The sequence below is a fragment of the Streptomyces sp. NBC_00358 genome, assembly GCF_036099295.1.
GTDB lineage: Bacteria > Actinomycetota > Actinomycetes > Streptomycetales > Streptomycetaceae > Streptomyces.
Map to the genome: position 1 here is coordinate 4,459,114 of NZ_CP107976.1, position 16,632 is coordinate 4,475,745.

Below are 16,632 nucleotides of genomic sequence, written 5' to 3' on the forward strand. Positions count from 1 at the left end.
CCGCCTCACCGCGGCGTCGGCGGCAGTGAGGGCGATGGGAGTCCCGGGACTTCCAGCTCCCAGACTTCCAGCTCCCCGATTCCCGGGTCACCGGAACTCCGGGCCACCGTTCCGGGTCACCGGCTCCCGGACCTCCCGACCTCCGGGTCTCCGGGTCTCCGGGTCTCCGGGTCTCCGGGTCTCCGGGTCTCCGGGTCTCCGGGTCTCCGGGCTTCCGGGCTTCCGGGCTTCCGGGTCTCAGTGCCTCAGGGCCACCGAACGTCCAGACCTCCGGACCTCCGCGTTTCCGAGCCTTCCGGTCTCCGGCTCCCGGGTCTCCGAACGTCCAGGTCTCCGGACTCCCGAGCTCGCGACCGCGAGGCCTCAGCCCCAGGCCCAAGTCCAGGCCCAGGCCCAGGCCCAGGCCCAGGCCCACAGGAGAATCCGTGGGCGGCGGGTCGCCCCGTCCGTACGGGAGGAGTGGCTGCCTCTCGCTCGGCGGGCGGCCTTGTGGGGGCCGGGCGAGGTGAACCCGGTGGCCGGTTCGTACGTGCCCCCAGGTGCGGACTCGTATGGTCGCGTGTGGTCTCGTGAGAGGCGTCGGGGCCGCGCCGCGGGGTATGGACGTGCCACGCGGAACGAGGACCTGGGCCAGCGGCACAGCATAGGTCTAAACCAATTTAGGATCGGGCCTTGTCATCGAGCCCCCCGGTCTGATGAGCTGTGGCCTGGGACACAACGGACACCCTGGGAAAGGGAGATGTCGTGAGCAACGAAAGCCTGGCCAACCTGCTGAAGGAAGAGCGCAGGTTCGCGCCGCCCGCCGACCTGGCGGCGAACGCCAATGTCACCGCGGAGGCGTATGAGCAGGCCAAGGCTGACAGGCTCGGCTTCTGGGCCGAGCAGGCCCGCCGGCTGACCTGGGCCACCGAGCCGACCGAGACACTGGACTGGTCCAACCCGCCGTTCGCGAAGTGGTTCGCCGACGGGAAGCTGAACGTCGCGTACAACTGCGTGGACCGGCACGTGGAGGCCGGGAACGGCGACCGCGTCGCCATCCACTTCGAGGGCGAGCCCGGCGACAGCCGTGCCATCACCTACGCCGAACTCAAGGACGAGGTCTCGAAGGCCGCGAACGCCCTCACCGAGCTGGGCATCGGCAAGGGCGACCGGGTCGCCGTCTACCTGCCGATGATCCCCGAGGCCGTCGTCGCGATGCTCGCCTGCGCCCGCATCGGCGCCGCGCACTCCGTGGTCTTCGGCGGATTCTCCGCCGACGCGATCGCCACCCGCATCAAGGACGCCGACGCCAAGCTGGTCATCACCTCCGACGGCGGCTACCGGCGCGGAAAGCCGTCCGCGCTCAAGCCCGCCGTCGACGACGCGGTCAGCCGGGCCGACGGGGTCGACAAGGTGCTCGTGGTCCGCCGTACCGGCGAGGACGTCGCCTGGACCGAGGGCCGCGACGTGTGGTGGCACGACATCGTCGGACGCCAGTCCGCCGAGCACACACCGGAGGCGTTCGACGCCGAACACCCCCTGTTCATCCTCTACACCTCCGGAACCACCGGGAAGCCCAAGGGCATCCTGCACACCTCCGGCGGCTACCTCACCCAGGCCTCCTACACCCACAACGCCGTCTTCGACCTCAAGCCGGAGACGGACGTCTACTGGTGCACCGCCGACATCGGCTGGGTCACCGGACACTCCTACATCACCTACGGACCGCTCTCGAACGGCGCGACCCAGGTCATGTACGAGGGGACCCCGGACACCCCGCACCAGGGCCGGTTCTGGGAGATCATCCAGAAGTACGGGGTGACGATCCTCTACACCGCACCCACCGCGATCCGCACCTTCATGAAGTGGGGAGACGACATCCCCGCCAAGTTCGACCTGTCCTCCCTGCGGATCCTGGGCAGCGTCGGCGAACCGATCAACCCCGAAGCCTGGATCTGGTACCGCAAGCACATCGGCGGGGACCGCACCCCGATCGTCGACACCTGGTGGCAGACCGAGACCGGCGCCATGATGATCAGCCCGCTCCCCGGCGTCACCGAGACCAAACCGGGATCGGCGCAGCGAGCCCTGCCGGGCATCGCGGCCACCGTCGTCGACGACGAGGCGAACGAAGTCCCCGACGGCGGTGGCGGCTACCTCGTGCTGACCGAGCCGTGGCCGTCCATGCTGCGCACCATCTGGGGCGACGACCAGCGGTACCTCGACACCTACTGGTCGCGCTTCGAGGGCAAGTACTTCGCCGGCGACGGGGCCAAGAAGGACGACGACGGCGACATCTGGCTCCTCGGCCGGGTCGACGACGTGATGCTCGTGTCCGGGCACAACATCTCGACGACCGAGGTCGAATCCGCCCTCGTCTCCCACCCGTCGGTCGCCGAGGCGGCGGTCGTGGGCGCCGCGGACGAGACCACCGGACAGGCCATCGTCGCGTTCGTCATCCTGCGCGGCACGGCCTCCGCCGAGGACGCCGGACTGGTGGCGGACCTGCGCAACCACGTCGGCACCACCCTCGGCCCGATCGCCAAGCCGAAGCGGGTCCTGCCGGTGGCCGAGCTGCCGAAGACCCGGTCCGGGAAGATCATGCGCCGCCTGCTGCGCGACGTCGCCGAGAACCGCGAGCTCGGTGACGTCACGACGCTCACCGACTCCACGGTGATGGACCTGATCCAGGCCAAGTTGCCGGCCGCGCCCAGCGACGACTGAGGCGGGATCGTCCCGCCGGCCCGACCCCGAGGGGTGCGGGAGCACTGGGTGCTCCCGCACCCCTCCGTCGCTCCCGCACCCCCTCAGCCCAACCAGCACGCCCCGCGCCCGGTTCGGCCGTAATGTGAGGATCCCGGACCGACCCGGCCGCATCTTAGGTAAAGTAAGCAAAGCGTCGAGGACGCGACGAGATCGTTCATGGTGTGCCGGGAAGTCTGGTCGGCGAGTGCTCAGTCCTGCCTGCTCGACCGGAGGTCCTCCTCGTGCCCGCGCCCCCCAGCTCCACCACCCGTAAGTTCTTCGGCCGGATGTCCCTGCCGGAGCGGAACTTCGTGGCGGACGCGCTGCGCACCGAGACGGTGGGCGGGGTACTCCTGCTGATCGCGGCGGTCGCGGCGCTGATCTGGGCGAACACCCTGCCGCACAGCTACGAGACCGTCTCGCACTACCACTTCGGCCCGGCCGCGCTCGGGCTCGACCTGTCAGTGGAGCACTGGGCGGCCGACGGACTGCTCGCCGTGTTCTTCTTCGTCGCCGGGATCGAGCTGAAGCGCGAACTCGTGGCCGGTGATCTGCGGGATCCGAAGGCCGCGGTGCTGCCCGTGGTCGCGGCGGTCTGCGGCATGGCCGTTCCCGCGGTCGTCTACGTCCTGACCAATGTCCTGGGCCACGGATCGCTCGACGGATGGGCGGTCCCCACCGCCACCGACATCGCCTTCGCGCTCGCCGTACTGGCCGTCATCGGAACGTCGTTGCCGTCGGCCCTGCGCGCCTTCCTGCTCACTCTCGCCGTCGTAGACGACCTGTTCGCGATCCTGATCATCGCGGTCTTCTTCACCGACTCCATCAACCTCGCGGCGCTCGGCGGGGCCGTCGTGGGTCTCGGGGTCTTCTGGCTGCTGCTGCGCAAGGGCGTACGGGGCTGGTACGTGTACGTCCCGCTCGCCCTGGTCATCTGGGGCCTGATGTACAACAGCGGCATCCACGCCACCATCGCCGGTGTCGCGATGGGCCTGATGCTGCGCTGCCACCCGCTCGAAGGCGAGGAGCACTCCCCCGGAGAGCACATCGAGCATCTGGTGCGCCCGGTGTCGGCGGGACTGGCGGTGCCGCTGTTCGCCCTGTTCAGCGCCGGCGTCGCGATCTCGGGCGGAGCGATCCACGATGTGTTCACCCGGCCCGAGACCCTCGGTGTGGTGCTCGGACTCGTCGTGGGCAAGGCGGTCGGCATCTTCGGGGGCACCTGGCTGACGGCCCGGTTCACCAGGGCCTCGCTCAGCGACGACCTCGAATGGGCCGACGTGGCCGCCGTCGCCACCCTCGCCGGCATCGGCTTCACCGTCTCCCTGCTCATCGGCGAACTCGCCTTCGAGGGCAACACGAGCCTCACCGACGAGACCAAGGCCGCCGTCCTGATCGGCTCGTTCATCGCGGCCGTGCTCGCCACGGCGCTGCTGAAGATGCGCAACGCCCGGTACCGCGCGCTGTGCGAGACCGAGGAGCGCGACGAGGACCTCGACGGCATCCCCGACATCTACGAGGAGGACAAGCCGGAGTACCACCTGCGCATGGCCGCGATCTACGAACGGAAGGCCGCGGAACACCGCAGGCTTGCCGAAGTGGCGGGTGGGGCAGGCGAGGGGGACCACGGTCCGGCATGATCTGACAGGACCGTACAAACGCATGCAGAAGAGGGAGACAGCGATGACCGCACCCGACGGCAGCCCGGTCGGCGCCGAACGCAGTATCGGCGAACTGGTCGCCTCGGCGACGACCGAGATGTCCGCACTGGTGCACGACGAAATCGCACTGGCGAAGGCTCAGCTCAAGCAGGACGTCAAGCGCGGCGCGGTCAGTGGCGGCGCGTTCGGGGCGGCCGGCGCGGTGCTGATCTTCTCCCTGCCGATGCTCAGTTTCGCCCTCGCATACGGCATCCGGACCTGGAGCGACTGGAACCTCGCGATCTGTTTCCTGCTGTCGTTCGCGGCGAACGTGCTGGTCGCGGCGGTACTCGCGCTGATCGGCGTGATCTTCGCGAAGAAGGTCAAGAAGAGTCAGGGCCCGCAGAAGGTGGCCGCCTCCGTGAAGGAGACGGCGGGTGTTCTGCCGAACGCCAAGCCGCACCCCCGGCCCGAACCGGTCGAGGACGTCGTCAAGGCTGTGGCACGCTCATCCTCATGACGGACCCCGCCACACCTTCGGCGCAACCCACCTCGGTCGTACGGATCGACCTTCCCGGCGGACGCAAAGTGACGCACCGGGACGTGGCCGCCAACGGCGCGCGCTTCCACATCGCCGAGCTCGGCGACGGGCCGCTCGTCCTGCTGCTGCACGGCTTCCCGCAGTTCTGGTGGACCTGGCGGCACCAGCTCGTCGCGCTCGCCGACGCCGGGTTCAGGGCCGTGGCCATGGACCTGCGGGGCGTCGGCGGCAGCGACCGCACCCCGCGCGGCTACGACCCCGCCAACCTCGCGCTCGACATCACCGGGGTCGTGCGGTCCCTCGGCGAACCCGACGCCGCGCTGGTCGGGCACGACATCGGCGGCTATCTGGCCTGGACGGCGGCCGCCATGCGGCCCAAGCTCGTCCGCCGACTCGCGGTGTCGTCCATGCCGCATCCGCGGCGCTGGCGTTCCGCCATGCTCTCCGACGTCAAGCAGACGGCGGCCGGCTCGTACATCTGGGGATTCCAGCGCCCGTGGATTCCGGAGCGCCAACTCCTCGCCGACGACAGCGCCCTGGTGGGCCGTCTGGTCCGCGACTGGTCGGGGCCCCGGCAGCCGGACGAGGACACCCTGGAGACGTACCGCCGGGCCATGCGCATCCCGTCGACCGCGCACTGCTCCATCGAGCCGTACCGGTGGATGGTCCGGTCCATGGCCCGCCCGGACGGCATCCAGTTCAACCGCCGTATGAAGCGGCCGGTGCGGGTGCCGACGCTGCATCTGCACGGCTCGCTCGATCCGGTGATGCGGACACGGAGCGCGGCGGGCTCCGGCGAGTACGTCGAAGCGCCTTACCGCTGGCGGCTGTTCGACGGGCTCGGCCACTTCCCGCACGAAGAGGATCCGGTCGCGTTCTCCACCGAACTGGTCAACTGGCTGAAGGACCCGGAACCCGACCGGTGACGGTCCGGCACCCGGCCGGTCCCCCGGCGGACACCCTTGTGTGACCGTCCGGACGCACCCGGTGCCGTGCCCGGAATGCGGACCGTGAACACCTGTCCTACGAACAGCCAATTGCCCGGCGCATAGGCCAATTGACGGGCCGGGGCGAGGTTATCGACCTTGGGGCAGGGGCAGACGTCGGGGTATGGGCTGGACGCACGACTACAGTGACGCAGCACGCAATCGCCGCTCGGCCACGGGTCTGAGCTCCCATCAGAGGGGCACCCCGCAGCTGACGGGCACGGATCCTCGCGTGGGGATTCCGCACATTCTGCGCCGCCGGGCCCGCTGGGTCTCCGTGCGGCTGCGCCATCCACGCGGCTGAGTCCCGGCCCGCCGGTCAGAGCGCGCAACTGTCGCTGTCCACCTGCTGGTTGGCCGTACGGCCCTTGGCGATGTCCGGCCGGACCTCGTCCGCGGTGAGCGCGTAGCCGGTCTCGGCGTCGTCGAGCGACTTCGCGAAGACCACGCCGTACACCGTGCCGTCGGGTGTCAGCAGCGGTCCGCCGGAGTTGCCCTGACGGACCGTCGCGTACAGCGAGTAGACGTCTCGGCGCACCGTCTTGCGGTGGTAGATGTCCGGGCCGTTGGCCGTGATGCGGCCCCGCACGCGCGCGGGCTGGATGTTGTACGAGCCGTTCTGCGGGAACCCCGCGACGATCGCGCTGTCACCGCTGCTCGCGTCCTTCGGGCTGAACCGCAGTGCGGGCGCCTTGAGGTCCGGTACGTCGAGCACGGCGATGTCGCGCTCCCAGTCGTACAGGACGACCTTGGCGTCGTACTTCTTGCCTTCCCCGCCTATCTGGACGGTGGGCTCGTCCACTCCGCCGACCACGTGCGCGTTGGTCATCACGCGGCGGTCGGCGAAGACGAAACCGCTGCCTTCGAGAACCTTGCCGCAACTCTGGGCGGTACCCATGACCTTGACGATGGAGCTCTGCGAGCGGGCGGCGACGGGGCTGCCGGCGAGCTCCGGGTCGGGCGGCCGGACCTCGGTGATGGGCTCGTTGGCGAACGGACTGAAGACCTGCGGGAACCCGTTCTGCGCGAGGACCGAGGAGAAGTCGGCGAACCAGGTGTTGGCCTGGGCGGGCAGCGCGCGGGACACGCCGAGCAGCACTTTGGAGTTGCGGACCTCCTTGCCCAGCGTCGGCAGGGTCGTCCCGGCGAGGGCCGAGCCGATCAGCCAGGCGACGAGCAGCATCGCCACGACGTTCACCAGGGCGCCGCCGGTCGCGTCCAGGGCTCTGGCCGGGGACCAAGTGATGTACCGGCGAAGCTTGTTGCCGAGGTGGGTGGTGAGCGCCTGGCCCACGGAGGCGCAGACGATCACGACGACCACGGCGACGACGGCGGCGGTGGTGCTCACCTTGCTGTCGTCGGTCGTCCAACTCCAGACGACCGGAAGCAGGTAGACGGCGACAAGACCACCGCCCAGGAAGCCGATCACCGACAGGATGCCGACGACGAAGCCCTGGCGATAGCCCACGATCGCGAACCACACAGCGGCGACCAGCAACAGGATGTCCAGCACATTCACGAAGGTCACCTTGTCACGAGCGCCAGTCGAGCGGGACCTGCTTCTCGCGGTCCCACGGACGCTCCCAGCCCGCGAAATGCAGGATCTTGTCGATCACTCCTGCCGTGAAGCCCCAGACCAGGGCCGATTCGACCAAAAATGCCGGACCTCGGTGACCGCTGGGGTGCACGGTGGTCGCACGGTTGGCCGGGTCCGTGAGATCCACCACGGGAACCGTGAACACCCGAGCCGTCTCACCCGGGTCGACGACGCCGACCGGTGTCGGGCGGCGCCACCACCCGAGGACCGGGGTGACCACGAAGCCGCTCACCGGGATGTACAGCTTGGGCAGCACGCCGAAGAGCTGGACACCGCTCGGGTCGAGGCCGGTCTCCTCCTCGGCCTCGCGCAGGGCGGCCCGCAGCGGACCGTCGGCCTTCGGGTCGCCGTCCTCGGGGTCGAGCGCGCCACCGGGGAAGGACGGCTGCCCGGCGTGCGACCTGAGGGTGCCGGCGCGCTCCATGAGCAGCAGCTCGGGACCGCGGTCGCCCTCGCCGAAGAGGATGAGCACCGCGGACTGCCGGCCCGAGCCGTTCGCCGGCGGCAGGAAGCGGCTCAGCTGGAGCGGCTCCACCGTCTCGGCGGCGTGCGCGACCGGGCCCAGCCAGTCGGGCAGACCGTCCTTGCTGAGCACCGCCCGCCCGCCCTGCGCGTTGCTCGCGTCCTGTGTGTTGCCTGCGTGCTTCATCGCCGCCCCCGTTCTGCTGATCCCAACGCCCGCCGGGGCCGTGTTCGTTCCGTCATCCGGCGCCCAGTGGGCGCGCGGGGATGCCGCCCGCGTCCAGATAGGCCTGCGGGGGGTTGAGCCGCTGGCCGGGGAAGCCGCCCTTCTCGTACTTCAAGAGTTTCTTCGCCTTCTCGGGGTCGGTCTCGCCCTCCCCGTACGCCGGGCACAAGGGGGCGATGGGGCAGGCACCGCAGGCGGGCTTGCGGGCGTGGCAGATGCGGCGGCCGTGGAAGATCACGTGGTGCGACAGCATGGTCCACTCGCTCTTCGGGAAGAGCGCGCCGACGGCTTTCTCGATCTTGTCGGGCTCGGTCTCGGCGGTCCACCGCCAGCGCCGTACGAGCCGCTGGAAATGGGTGTCGACGGTGATCCCGGGCCGCCCGAAGGCGTTGCCGAGCACGACGAAGGCGGTCTTGCGGCCCACTCCGGGCAGTTTCACGAGGTCTTCGAGGCGGCCGGGCACCTCGCCCCCGAAATCGTCCCTGAGGGCCCTGGAGAGCCCTATGACGGACTTGGTCTTGGCCCGGAAGAACCCGGTCGGGCGCAGGATCTCCTCGACCTCCTCCGGATTGGCCTCGGCGAGGTCCTCGGGGGTCGGATAGCGGGCGAAGAGCGCCGGGGTCGTCTGGTTCACCCGCAGGTCGGTGGTCTGGGCGGACAGCACCGTGGCGACGATCAGCTCGAACGGGTTCTCGAAGTCCAGCTCAGGGTGGGCGTACGGGTACACCTCGGCGAGTTCGCGGTTGATGCGGCGGGCCCGGCGGACGAGGGCGGTGTGCGACTCGTTCCGCGGCGGCTCCGCGGCGACGCGCCGCGCGGGTGCCGCCTTCTCGACGACGGCTTCGCCGGACCCCGACTTCTCTGGAGCAGCCTTCACGGAGCCGGACTTCTTGGCGACGGCCTTCTTGGCAATCGCCGTCTTGGAGACAGCCTTCTTCGCGCCCGATGTCCTGGAAGCGGCCTTCTTGGCGGCGGTCTTCTTGGCGGCGGCCTTCTCGGGGACCGCCCTCGTCGGCGTCGCCTTCCTGGCGGCCGATTCCGCGGGGGTCGCCTTTTTGGCGGTCCGGCGGGCGGTCTTCTTCGCGCTGTTTTCGGCCACCGCCCCGGGTGCAGCCTTCGATCCCGCCTTCGATCCCGTCTCGGGTGCCGTCTTCACGGGCGTCGATTCTGTCGCTTTTGTCGATTCTTTGGTTCCGTCGGGGGCCTGTTCGCCCACAGCGGAATCGCGACGTACAGCCACCCGTCCAGCCCCCTTGGCCTGTGCTCTCACCGGCGATTTGGACACCCGGCCAGCCTAAAGCCCGACACCGACATCCGCCCCGGACCCTGAAGATCGGCCCCCAATTGGCCCCCTGCCGCACTCGTTGGGACGCCAGTGCGGCAGACTTGTGACTGATCACACTGTTTGGACCGTCCGGCAAGATGGGGAACACGGTCCCCTGGTAACAAGGGGGAGCAAGATCCCCTGAGCAGGTCGACAAGGAGAGAACTCGTGGACGACGTTCTGCGGCGCGCCCCGCTCTTCGCGGCGCTCGATGACGAGCAGGCCGCGGAGCTCCGCGCCTCCATGAGTGAGGTGACCCTCGCACGAGGCGACGCTCTCTTCCATGAGGGCGACCCCGGCGACCGCCTCTATGTGGTCACCGAGGGCAAGGTGAAGCTCCATCGCACCTCCCCCGACGGGCGGGAGAACATGCTGGCCGTCCTCGGCCCCGGTGAGCTGATCGGCGAGCTTTCGCTGTTCGACCCGGGCCCGCGCACGGCGACCGCCACCGCGCTCACCGAGGTCAAGCTGCTCGGCCTCGGCCACGGCGACCTCCAGCCGTGGCTGAACGCGCGGCCCGAGGTGGCCGCCGCCCTGCTGCGCGCCGTCGCACGGCGCCTGCGCAAGACGAACGACCAGATGTCCGACCTGGTCTTCTCCGACGTGCCCGGCCGCGTGGCCCGCGCCCTGCTCGACCTGTCGCGCCGCTTCGGCGTGCAGTCCGAAGAGGGCATCCACGTCGTGCACGACCTCACCCAGGAGGAGTTGGCCCAGCTGGTCGGCGCCTCCCGCGAGACCGTCAACAAGGCGCTCGCCGACTTCGCGGGCCGCGGCTGGCTCCGCCTGGAGGCCCGCGCGGTGATCCTCCTGGACGTGGAGCGGCTCGCCAAGCGCTCGCGCTGACACTTTCGGCCGTACGTCGACGGGGTTCCGCCACTTTCCAGGGCGGGACCCCGTTGCCGTACCCCTCCGATCCCGGCCGCCGGATCCGGCCCGCGCCTGCCCCGGCCCGCGCTGCCGTAAATGACCGGCGGCCCGGCAGCCCCTCCGGGCACAGTGGGCGCATGGCCGCTCAGGGACACCACAAGGGACTCGACGCGCACGGGTACATCGAGCGCGAAGGATCGCCCGCGCGCGTCCCGTACGCCTTCGGGCCGGTCGTCGCCGCGGCCAGGGACCGCGTCCTGGACGTCTTCGGGACCCGGCTGGACAGCGCGTACCTCTACGGCTCGATCCCGCGCGGCACCGCGCGCGTGGGACGGTCCGACCTCGACCTGCTGCTGTCCTTGCGCGATGAGCCGACGGACGCCGACCGTACCGACGCCCGCGCGTTCGGAGCGGCGCTGGACAAGGAGTTCGCCGAGATCGACGGCGTGGGAACGCTGCTGTTCAGCCGTGAACGACTGCTGAGCGACCTGGAGACCCACGACCTCGGCTGGTTCGTCGCCTGCCTCTGCACGCCCCTTCTGGGCGAGGATCTGGCCGGACACCTGCCGCGCTACCGCCCCGACACGCTGCTCGCCCGCGAGACGAACGGCGACCTCGCGCTGTTGCTGCCGCGCTGGCGCGAGCGGATCGCCGCCGCCGCGGACACCGACGAGGCCAGGCGCCCGCTGGTGCGATCGATGTCCCGGCACCTCGTGCGTACCGGCTTCACGCTCGTCATGCCGCGCTGGAACGGCTGGACCAGCGACCTCGGGGAGATGGCCGAGGCGTTCGGCGCGTACTACCCGGAGCGGGCCGCCGACATGCGGAACGCGGCCGCCCGGGGATACGGGCCGACCGGCGAACAGGCTGTGCTCCGCGCGTACACCGACGATCTCGGACCCTGGCTCGCCGCGGAGTACGCGCGCGTGCACGGCATCAAGGCGCCCCGCCCGTGAAGGCCCCCTCCAGGACCCCGGAGAACGCCGCCACGGCAAGGAACCGTCCTAGATGAGCCCGTGCTCCCGCAGATAGTCCATCTGCGCCCGGACCGACAGCTCGGCCGCGGGCCACAACGACCGGTCCACGTCCGCGTAGACGCGCGCGACGACCTCCTCCGGCGCCCGGAGGCCGCTCTCGACGGCGGTCTCGACCTGGGCGAGCCGGTGGGCGCGATGGGCGAGATAGAACTCCACGGCGCCCTGCGCGTCCTCGAGGACGGGCCCGTGACCCGGCAGGACGATGTGCACGCCGTCGTCGACCGTCAGGGAGCGCAGTCGGCGCAGGGAGTCGAGATAGTCGCCCAGCCGCCCGTCAGGATGGGCCACCACGGTCGTCCCGCGGCCCAGGACGGTGTCCCCGGTCAGCACGGCCCGATCGGCCGGGAGATGGAAGCACAGCGAGTCGGCGGTGTGCCCCGGGGTCGACACGACCCGCAGTTCGAGCCCGCCGAGGCTGATCACGTCTCCCGCGGCCAGTCCCTCCTCGCCCAGCCGCAACGCCGCATCCAGGGCCCGCACCTTGGTCCCGGACAGCTCGGCGAACCGCCCCGCGCCCTCCGCGTGATCGGGGTGCCCGTGCGTCAGCAGGGTCAGCGCGACCCGTTTCCCGGCCTTCTCGGCGGTGTCCAGGACTCCGCGCAGATGTCCCTCGTCCAGGGGCCCCGGGTCGATCACGACCGCGAGCTCGGAGTCCGGCTCGGACACGATCCAGGTGTTCGTGCCGTCCAGGGTCATCGCGGAGGCGTTGGGGGCGAGGACGTTCACCGCGCGCGCGGTGGCGGGGCCGGAGAGAACGGCGCCTCGCGGCCGGCCGGGGGGAGCTGCTGCTTCGGTCATGCGGAGGCTCCACCGGTCGGGATGTGCTTGGTGAACTCGTCGTGTCCGGGCCAGGAGAGGACGACCTCGCCCTCCTCCAGGCGCGCCTCGGCCAGGACGGGGGTCATATCACGGGCGGGCGCGGCGGCGAGGGCGTCGGCGGCCCTCCCGTACTCCACGATCCCGCGCAGCGTCGCGATGGTGGGCGGCATCATCAGCAGCTCGCCCTTGTCGTAGCCGGCCGCCGCTTCGGCCGGACGGATCCACACCGTGCGGTCGGCCTCCGTGGAGGCGTTCCGGGTGCGCTGGCCCTCCGGGAGGACGGCCACGAAGAACCACGTGTCGTAGCGGCGGGACTCGAACTCCGGGGTGATCCAGCGGGCCCAGGCGCCGAGCAGGTCCGAGCGGAGCACGAGTCCCCGGCGGTCGAGGAACTCCGCGAAGGACAGGTCCCTGGCGACCAGGGCCGCCCGGTCCGCCTCCCAGTCCTCCCCCGTCGTGTCACCGACCACGGTGTCCGGGCTGGGGCCGGCGAGCAGGACACCCGCCTCCTCGTACGTCTCCCGGACGGCCGCGCAGACGACGGCCTGGGCGGAGGTCTCGTCCACGCCGAGCCGCTCGGCCCACCACGCGCGCGTGGGGCCCGCCCAGCGGATCTGGTGCTCGTCGTCGCGCGGGTCCACGCCACCGCCCGGATACGCGTAGGCGCCTCCGGCGAAGGCCATGGAGGCGCGTCTGCGCAGCATATGGACCACAGGGCCGGCCTCGCTGTCCTTGACCAGCATCACGGTGGCCGCGCGCCGGGGCGTCACCGGCGTCAGCGTGCCCTCGGCAAGCGCCCGAATCCGCTCCGGCCACTCCGCCGGAAACCATTGCCCATTCCCCATGGCCGGAGGCTATCCCGAGCCGGGCGGATGTTCGAGGCCCCACCGTCCCGCAAGCCCTCTCCGCCCCTACCCTGCCCACCCTGGGGCTCCGCCCCGGACCCCGCTCCTCAAACGCCGGAGGGGCTGCAATTCCCCGGAACCACGAATCACCCGCAGCCGTGAGCGCACGGAAGGGGCCGTGCCGGTACATCAAATGCCCGCAGGCCGGACGGATCAGAACGTACCCGCACCTCGAAACCCCGCCGGGATCCGTTCGGATGCGGGCGGATGTACCGGCACGACCCCGGCCCACCCACCGGACCGGAGCCGAACCCGGCAAACACCCCGAAGGGCTACGCGTGCGTGAGCTCCACCTGGATCTCGACCTCCACTGGCGCGTCCAGCGGCAGAACAGCGACACCGACCGCACTCCGCGCGTGCACGCCCTTGTCACCCAGCACAGCCCCGAGCAGCTCACTCGCGCCGTTCAGCACACCGGGCTGCCCGGTGAAGTCCGACGCCGAGGCCACGAAGCCCACGACCTTCACGACACGCGCGATGCGGTCGAGGTCGCCCACGACCGACTTCACCGCCGCCAGCGCGTTCAGCGCGCACGTACGGGCCAGCTCCTTGGCCTCCTCGGCCGTGACCTCGGCCCCGACCTTCCCGGTGACCGGAAGCTTCCCGTCCACCATCGGAAGCTGCCCGGCGGTGTACACGTACACGCCCGACTGCACGGCGGGCTGGTACGCGGCCAGCGGCGGAACGACACCCGGAAGGGTCAGCCCGAGCTCGGCGAGCTTCGCCTCGACCGCCCCGCTCACGCGGACTTCTCGCGCTTCAGGTAGGCCACCAGCTGCTCGGGGTTGTTCGGTCCGGGCACGACCTGGACCAGCTCCCAGCCGTCCTCGCCCCAGGTGTCCAGAATCTGCTTCGTGGCATGGACGAGCAGCGGCACAGTGGAGTATTCCCATTTGGTCATGTGGCCGACTGTAGCCGCTGCCGACCACCCCCCACCGCCCGAGCCGCCCGCCGCCCGGCGCCCGAAAGCGCAGCTTGTCCACAGCCTCCTGCTTACTCCGGCGGCGGACTGGTTAGGCTCGAATACGTGAGCAGGCTCCAGGTCGTCAGCGGCAAGGGCGGTACCGGCAAGACCACGGTAGCCGCGGCCCTCGCGCTCGCCCTCGCGACCGAGGGCAAGCGCGCCCTCCTCGTCGAGGTCGAGGGCAGACAGGGCATCGCGCAGCTCTTCGAAACAGAAGCGCTGCCCTACGAGGAGCGGAAGATCGCCGTCGCTCCGGGGGGCGGGGAGGTGTACGCCCTCGCCATCGACCCCGAACTGGCGTTGCTGGACTACCTCCAGATGTTCTACAAACTGGGCGGCGCGGGCCGCGCCCTGAAAAAGCTCGGCGCGATCGACTTCGCGACCACCATCGCGCCCGGACTGCGCGACGTGCTCCTCACCGGCAAGGCCTGTGAGGCGGTGCGGCGCAAGGAGAAGAGCGGCCGCTTCACGTACGACTACGTGGTGATGGACGCACCCCCCACAGGCCGCATCACCCGCTTCCTGAACGTCAACGACGAGGTCGCGGGTCTCGCGAAGATCGGCCCGATACACAATCAGGCCCAGGCGGTCATGCGGGTCCTCAAGTCCCCGGAGACGGCGGTCCACTTGGTGACGCTGCTGGAGGAGATGCCCGTACAGGAGACCGCGGACGGGATCGCGGAGCTGCGCGCCGCGAAGCTTCCGGTGGGCCGGATCGTCGTGAACATGGTGCGCCCGGCGCTCCTCGACGAGACCGACCTGGCACTCGCGGAGACCGCTTCCCGTACGGCGATCGCCAAGTCGCTCTCCTCGGCGGGCCTCGGCGGCGCGCGGCGCGGCGGACTGGCCGAGCGGCTGGTGGGGCCACTCCTCCAGCAGGCCGGGGAGTACGCCGAGCGGTACGCCCTGGAGACCGAGCAGCGCGGTGTCCTGGCCGAGCAGGACCTTCCGCTGCACGAACTCCCGCTGCTCTCCGAGGGCCTGGATCTGGCGGGCCTGTACGAACTGGCCGCACAGCTGCGTAAGCAAGGGATGTCATGAGTCTGGACACCGCCCGCGTCCTCGATCTCGACCCGCTGCTCGACGACCCGAAGACCCGCATCGTGGTGTGCTGCGGCTCGGGCGGCGTCGGCAAGACCACCACGGCGGCGGCCCTCGGGCTGCGTGCCGCGGAGCGAGGCCGCAAGGTCGTCGTGCTCACCATCGACCCCGCGCGCAGGCTGGCGCAGTCCATGGGCATCGACTCCCTCGACAACACCCCCCGCCGGGTGAAGGGCGTCGAGGGAAGCGGCGAGCTGCACGCCATGATGCTCGACATGAAGCGCACGTTCGACGAGATCGTCGAGGCGCACGCGGACGGCGACCGGGCCGCCGCCATCCTCAACAACCCCTTCTACCAGTCGCTTTCGGCGGGCTTCGCGGGCACGCAGGAGTACATGGCGATGGAGAAGCTGGGCCAGCTCCGGTCACGCGACGAGTGGGACCTGATCGTGGTCGACACCCCGCCGTCCCGCTCGGCACTGGACTTCCTGGACGCCCCGAAGCGGCTCGGGTCCTTCCTCGACGGGCGGCTCATCCGGCTGCTGACGGCACCGGCGAAGCTGGGCGGCCGGGCCGGCATGAAGTTCCTGAGCGTCGGGATGTCGATGATGACCGGCACCCTGGGCAAACTGCTCGGGGGCCAGCTCCTGAAGGACGTCCAGACGTTCGTCGCGGCCATGGACACCACCTTCGGCGGCTTCCGTACGCGGGCCGACGCCACGTACAAGCTGCTCCAGGCACCCGGCACGGCGTTCCTCGTGGTGGCGGCGCCCGAGCGGGACGCGCTGCGCGAGGCCGCGTACTTCGTGCAGCGGCTGGCCGCTGAGGACATGCCCTTCGCCGGGCTGGTGCTCAACCGGGTGCACGGCAGCGGGGCCGCCCGGCTGTCCGCCGAGCGGGCGCTCGCCGCCGCGGAGGATCTTGATTCCGTCGACGCGGAGAATCCCGAATCCGCCGCTGCGGAAAATCTTGCCGACGCCCGCATTGTGGATCAGGGGGACGGGAAAGCTGGACTTCGTAACTCTCCCGACACGTACGGCAGTTCAGAATCACCGGCTTCCGAGACATCAGCTCCTGACGAAGGCTCCCCCGCCGCCACGGACAGGACGGCCGCCACGGACAGCACCAGCGCCACGGACCCCGAGCGATCCATCGACCAGCTCACCGCAGGCCTGTTGAGACTCCACGCCGAACGCATGCAGCTGCTCTCCCGCGAGCAGCGCACGCGTGACCGCTTCGCCGCGCGCCACCCGGAGGTGGCGGTGGCCGAAGTGGCCGCGCTGCCCGGTGACGTACACGATCTCGCCGGGCTGCGGGACATCGGGAACCGGCTCGCGGCCCACCGGCCGGAGCTGCCCGAAAGCTGAGCAAGCGGCAGAAGCCCTGAGGGGACGCCCTCGGCCCTGCCGGCCCCCGCGACACCGGACGGTGCCCCGGAAGGGCCCGGACGGTCCGAGAGGCCCAGGACGACGTCCTGCGGGCGGCGTCCTACGGGCGGT

16 protein-coding genes are annotated in these 16,632 nt (G+C 70.6%); 9 read left to right on the forward strand and 7 right to left on the reverse strand.

Translation table 11 applies throughout. The annotated features are described in order from the left end of the window. The first annotated feature begins 702 nt into the window (after nucleotides 1–702). From acs to OHT01_RS18765, 5 genes are all read left to right on the forward strand, one after another. Entirely contained in the window at nucleotides 703–2,703 is a 2,001-nt protein-coding gene (gene acs, locus OHT01_RS18745) for an acetate--CoA ligase (RefSeq protein ID WP_328554286.1), read from the forward strand. 263 nt (nucleotides 2,704–2,966) lie between these two features. Further along, on the forward strand, nucleotides 2,967–4,364 hold the full coding sequence (gene nhaA, locus OHT01_RS18750) for a Na+/H+ antiporter NhaA (protein ID WP_328554287.1): 1,398 nt from the start codon (nucleotides 2,967–2,969) through the stop codon (nucleotides 4,362–4,364). 43 nt (nucleotides 4,365–4,407) lie between these two features. Continuing rightward, complete coding sequence (locus tag OHT01_RS18755) at nucleotides 4,408–4,884, forward strand: phage holin family protein (protein ID WP_328554288.1); 477 nt, start codon at nucleotides 4,408–4,410, stop codon at nucleotides 4,882–4,884. Further along, nucleotides 4,881–5,831 (forward strand): alpha/beta fold hydrolase, encoded by a 951-nt coding sequence (locus OHT01_RS18760; protein WP_328554289.1) that lies wholly within the window; start codon nucleotides 4,881–4,883, stop codon nucleotides 5,829–5,831. Before OHT01_RS18755 ends, OHT01_RS18760 begins: the two co-directional genes overlap by 4 nt. Nucleotides 5,832–6,015: 184 nt before the next feature. After that, nucleotides 6,016–6,195 (forward strand): hypothetical protein, encoded by a 180-nt coding sequence (locus OHT01_RS18765; RefSeq protein ID WP_261704743.1) that lies wholly within the window; start codon nucleotides 6,016–6,018, stop codon nucleotides 6,193–6,195. Between the two features lie 15 nt (nucleotides 6,196–6,210). Here OHT01_RS18765 and OHT01_RS18770 read toward each other — a convergent pair whose 3' ends face one another. From OHT01_RS18770 to nth, 3 genes are read right to left on the reverse strand one after another with little or no spacing between them, the layout of a single operon-like run. Beyond that, nucleotides 6,211–7,410, reverse strand: coding sequence for a MarP family serine protease (locus OHT01_RS18770; RefSeq protein WP_328554290.1), 1,200 nt, complete (start codon nucleotides 7,408–7,410; stop codon nucleotides 6,211–6,213). Nucleotides 7,411–7,423: 13 nt separating this feature from the next. Next, on the reverse strand, nucleotides 7,424–8,137 hold the full coding sequence (locus OHT01_RS18775) for an NUDIX hydrolase (RefSeq protein ID WP_328554291.1): 714 nt from the start codon (nucleotides 8,135–8,137) through the stop codon (nucleotides 7,424–7,426). Between the two features lie 52 nt (nucleotides 8,138–8,189). Continuing rightward, a complete protein-coding gene (gene nth / locus OHT01_RS18780; RefSeq protein ID WP_328558169.1) occupies nucleotides 8,190–9,275 on the reverse strand; it encodes an endonuclease III in 1,086 nt (361 codons plus the stop codon). 393 nt (nucleotides 9,276–9,668) lie between these two features. On the opposite strand from nth, the gene OHT01_RS18785 reads away from it, so the two are divergent. Together OHT01_RS18785 and OHT01_RS18790 are read left to right on the forward strand one after the other, a co-directional pair. Further along, nucleotides 9,669–10,343: a Crp/Fnr family transcriptional regulator gene (locus OHT01_RS18785; RefSeq protein WP_006382668.1), complete on the forward strand. Its 675-nt coding sequence runs from the start codon at nucleotides 9,669–9,671 to the stop codon at nucleotides 10,341–10,343. Between the two features lie 161 nt (nucleotides 10,344–10,504). Further along, entirely contained in the window at nucleotides 10,505–11,323 is an 819-nt protein-coding gene (locus OHT01_RS18790; RefSeq protein ID WP_328554292.1) for a nucleotidyltransferase, read from the forward strand. Between the two features lie 48 nt (nucleotides 11,324–11,371). Here the strand turns inward: OHT01_RS18790 and OHT01_RS18795 are convergent, their stop codons facing one another. From OHT01_RS18795 to OHT01_RS18810, 4 genes are all read right to left on the reverse strand, one after another. Beyond that, entirely contained in the window at nucleotides 11,372–12,202 is an 831-nt protein-coding gene (locus tag OHT01_RS18795; protein WP_328554293.1) for an MBL fold metallo-hydrolase, read from the reverse strand. Then, nucleotides 12,199–13,068 (reverse strand): NUDIX hydrolase, encoded by an 870-nt coding sequence (locus OHT01_RS18800; RefSeq protein WP_328554294.1) that lies wholly within the window; start codon nucleotides 13,066–13,068, stop codon nucleotides 12,199–12,201. Before OHT01_RS18800 ends, OHT01_RS18795 begins: the two co-directional genes overlap by 4 nt. A 332-nt stretch (nucleotides 13,069–13,400) precedes the next feature. After that, complete coding sequence (locus OHT01_RS18805) at nucleotides 13,401–13,871, reverse strand: RidA family protein (protein ID WP_261704750.1); 471 nt, start codon at nucleotides 13,869–13,871, stop codon at nucleotides 13,401–13,403. Continuing rightward, complete coding sequence (locus OHT01_RS18810) at nucleotides 13,868–14,029, reverse strand: DUF4177 domain-containing protein (protein WP_261704751.1); 162 nt, start codon at nucleotides 14,027–14,029, stop codon at nucleotides 13,868–13,870. The genes OHT01_RS18805 and OHT01_RS18810 overlap by 4 nt, the downstream gene beginning before the upstream one ends. A gap of 126 nt (nucleotides 14,030–14,155) precedes the next feature. Here OHT01_RS18810 and OHT01_RS18815 point away from each other — a divergent pair, with 126 nt between their 5' ends. Then, nucleotides 14,156–15,133, forward strand: a complete 978-nt coding sequence (locus OHT01_RS18815; protein WP_328554295.1) for an ArsA family ATPase — start codon at nucleotides 14,156–14,158, stop codon at nucleotides 15,131–15,133. Next, nucleotides 15,130–16,500, forward strand: coding sequence for an ArsA family ATPase (locus tag OHT01_RS18820; RefSeq protein WP_328554296.1), 1,371 nt, complete (start codon nucleotides 15,130–15,132; stop codon nucleotides 16,498–16,500). The genes OHT01_RS18815 and OHT01_RS18820 overlap by 4 nt, the downstream gene beginning before the upstream one ends. Nucleotides 16,501–16,632: the final 132 nt, after the last annotated feature.

What these genes read in the sequence shown, in the direction of transcription:
- OHT01_RS18795 (WP_328554293.1), bottom strand. Translation starts at nt 12,202, where the DNA reads ATGACCGAAGCAGCAGCTCCCCCCGGCCGGCCGCGAGGCGCCGTTCTC.
- OHT01_RS18810 (WP_261704751.1), bottom strand. Translation starts at nt 14,029, where the DNA reads ATGACCAAATGGGAATACTCCACTGTGCCGCTGCTCGTCCATGCCACG.
- OHT01_RS18800 (WP_328554294.1), bottom strand. Translation starts at nt 13,068, where the DNA reads ATGGGGAATGGGCAATGGTTTCCGGCGGAGTGGCCGGAGCGGATTCGG.
- OHT01_RS18790 (WP_328554292.1), top strand. Translation starts at nt 10,505, where the DNA reads ATGGCCGCTCAGGGACACCACAAGGGACTCGACGCGCACGGGTACATC.
- OHT01_RS18765 (WP_261704743.1), top strand. Translation starts at nt 6,016, where the DNA reads ATGGGCTGGACGCACGACTACAGTGACGCAGCACGCAATCGCCGCTCG.
- OHT01_RS18775 (WP_328554291.1), bottom strand. Translation starts at nt 8,137, where the DNA reads ATGAAGCACGCAGGCAACACACAGGACGCGAGCAACGCGCAGGGCGGG.
- OHT01_RS18760 (WP_328554289.1), top strand. Translation starts at nt 4,881, where the DNA reads ATGACGGACCCCGCCACACCTTCGGCGCAACCCACCTCGGTCGTACGG.
- OHT01_RS18755 (WP_328554288.1), top strand. Translation starts at nt 4,408, where the DNA reads ATGACCGCACCCGACGGCAGCCCGGTCGGCGCCGAACGCAGTATCGGC.
- OHT01_RS18820 (WP_328554296.1), top strand. Translation starts at nt 15,130, where the DNA reads ATGAGTCTGGACACCGCCCGCGTCCTCGATCTCGACCCGCTGCTCGAC.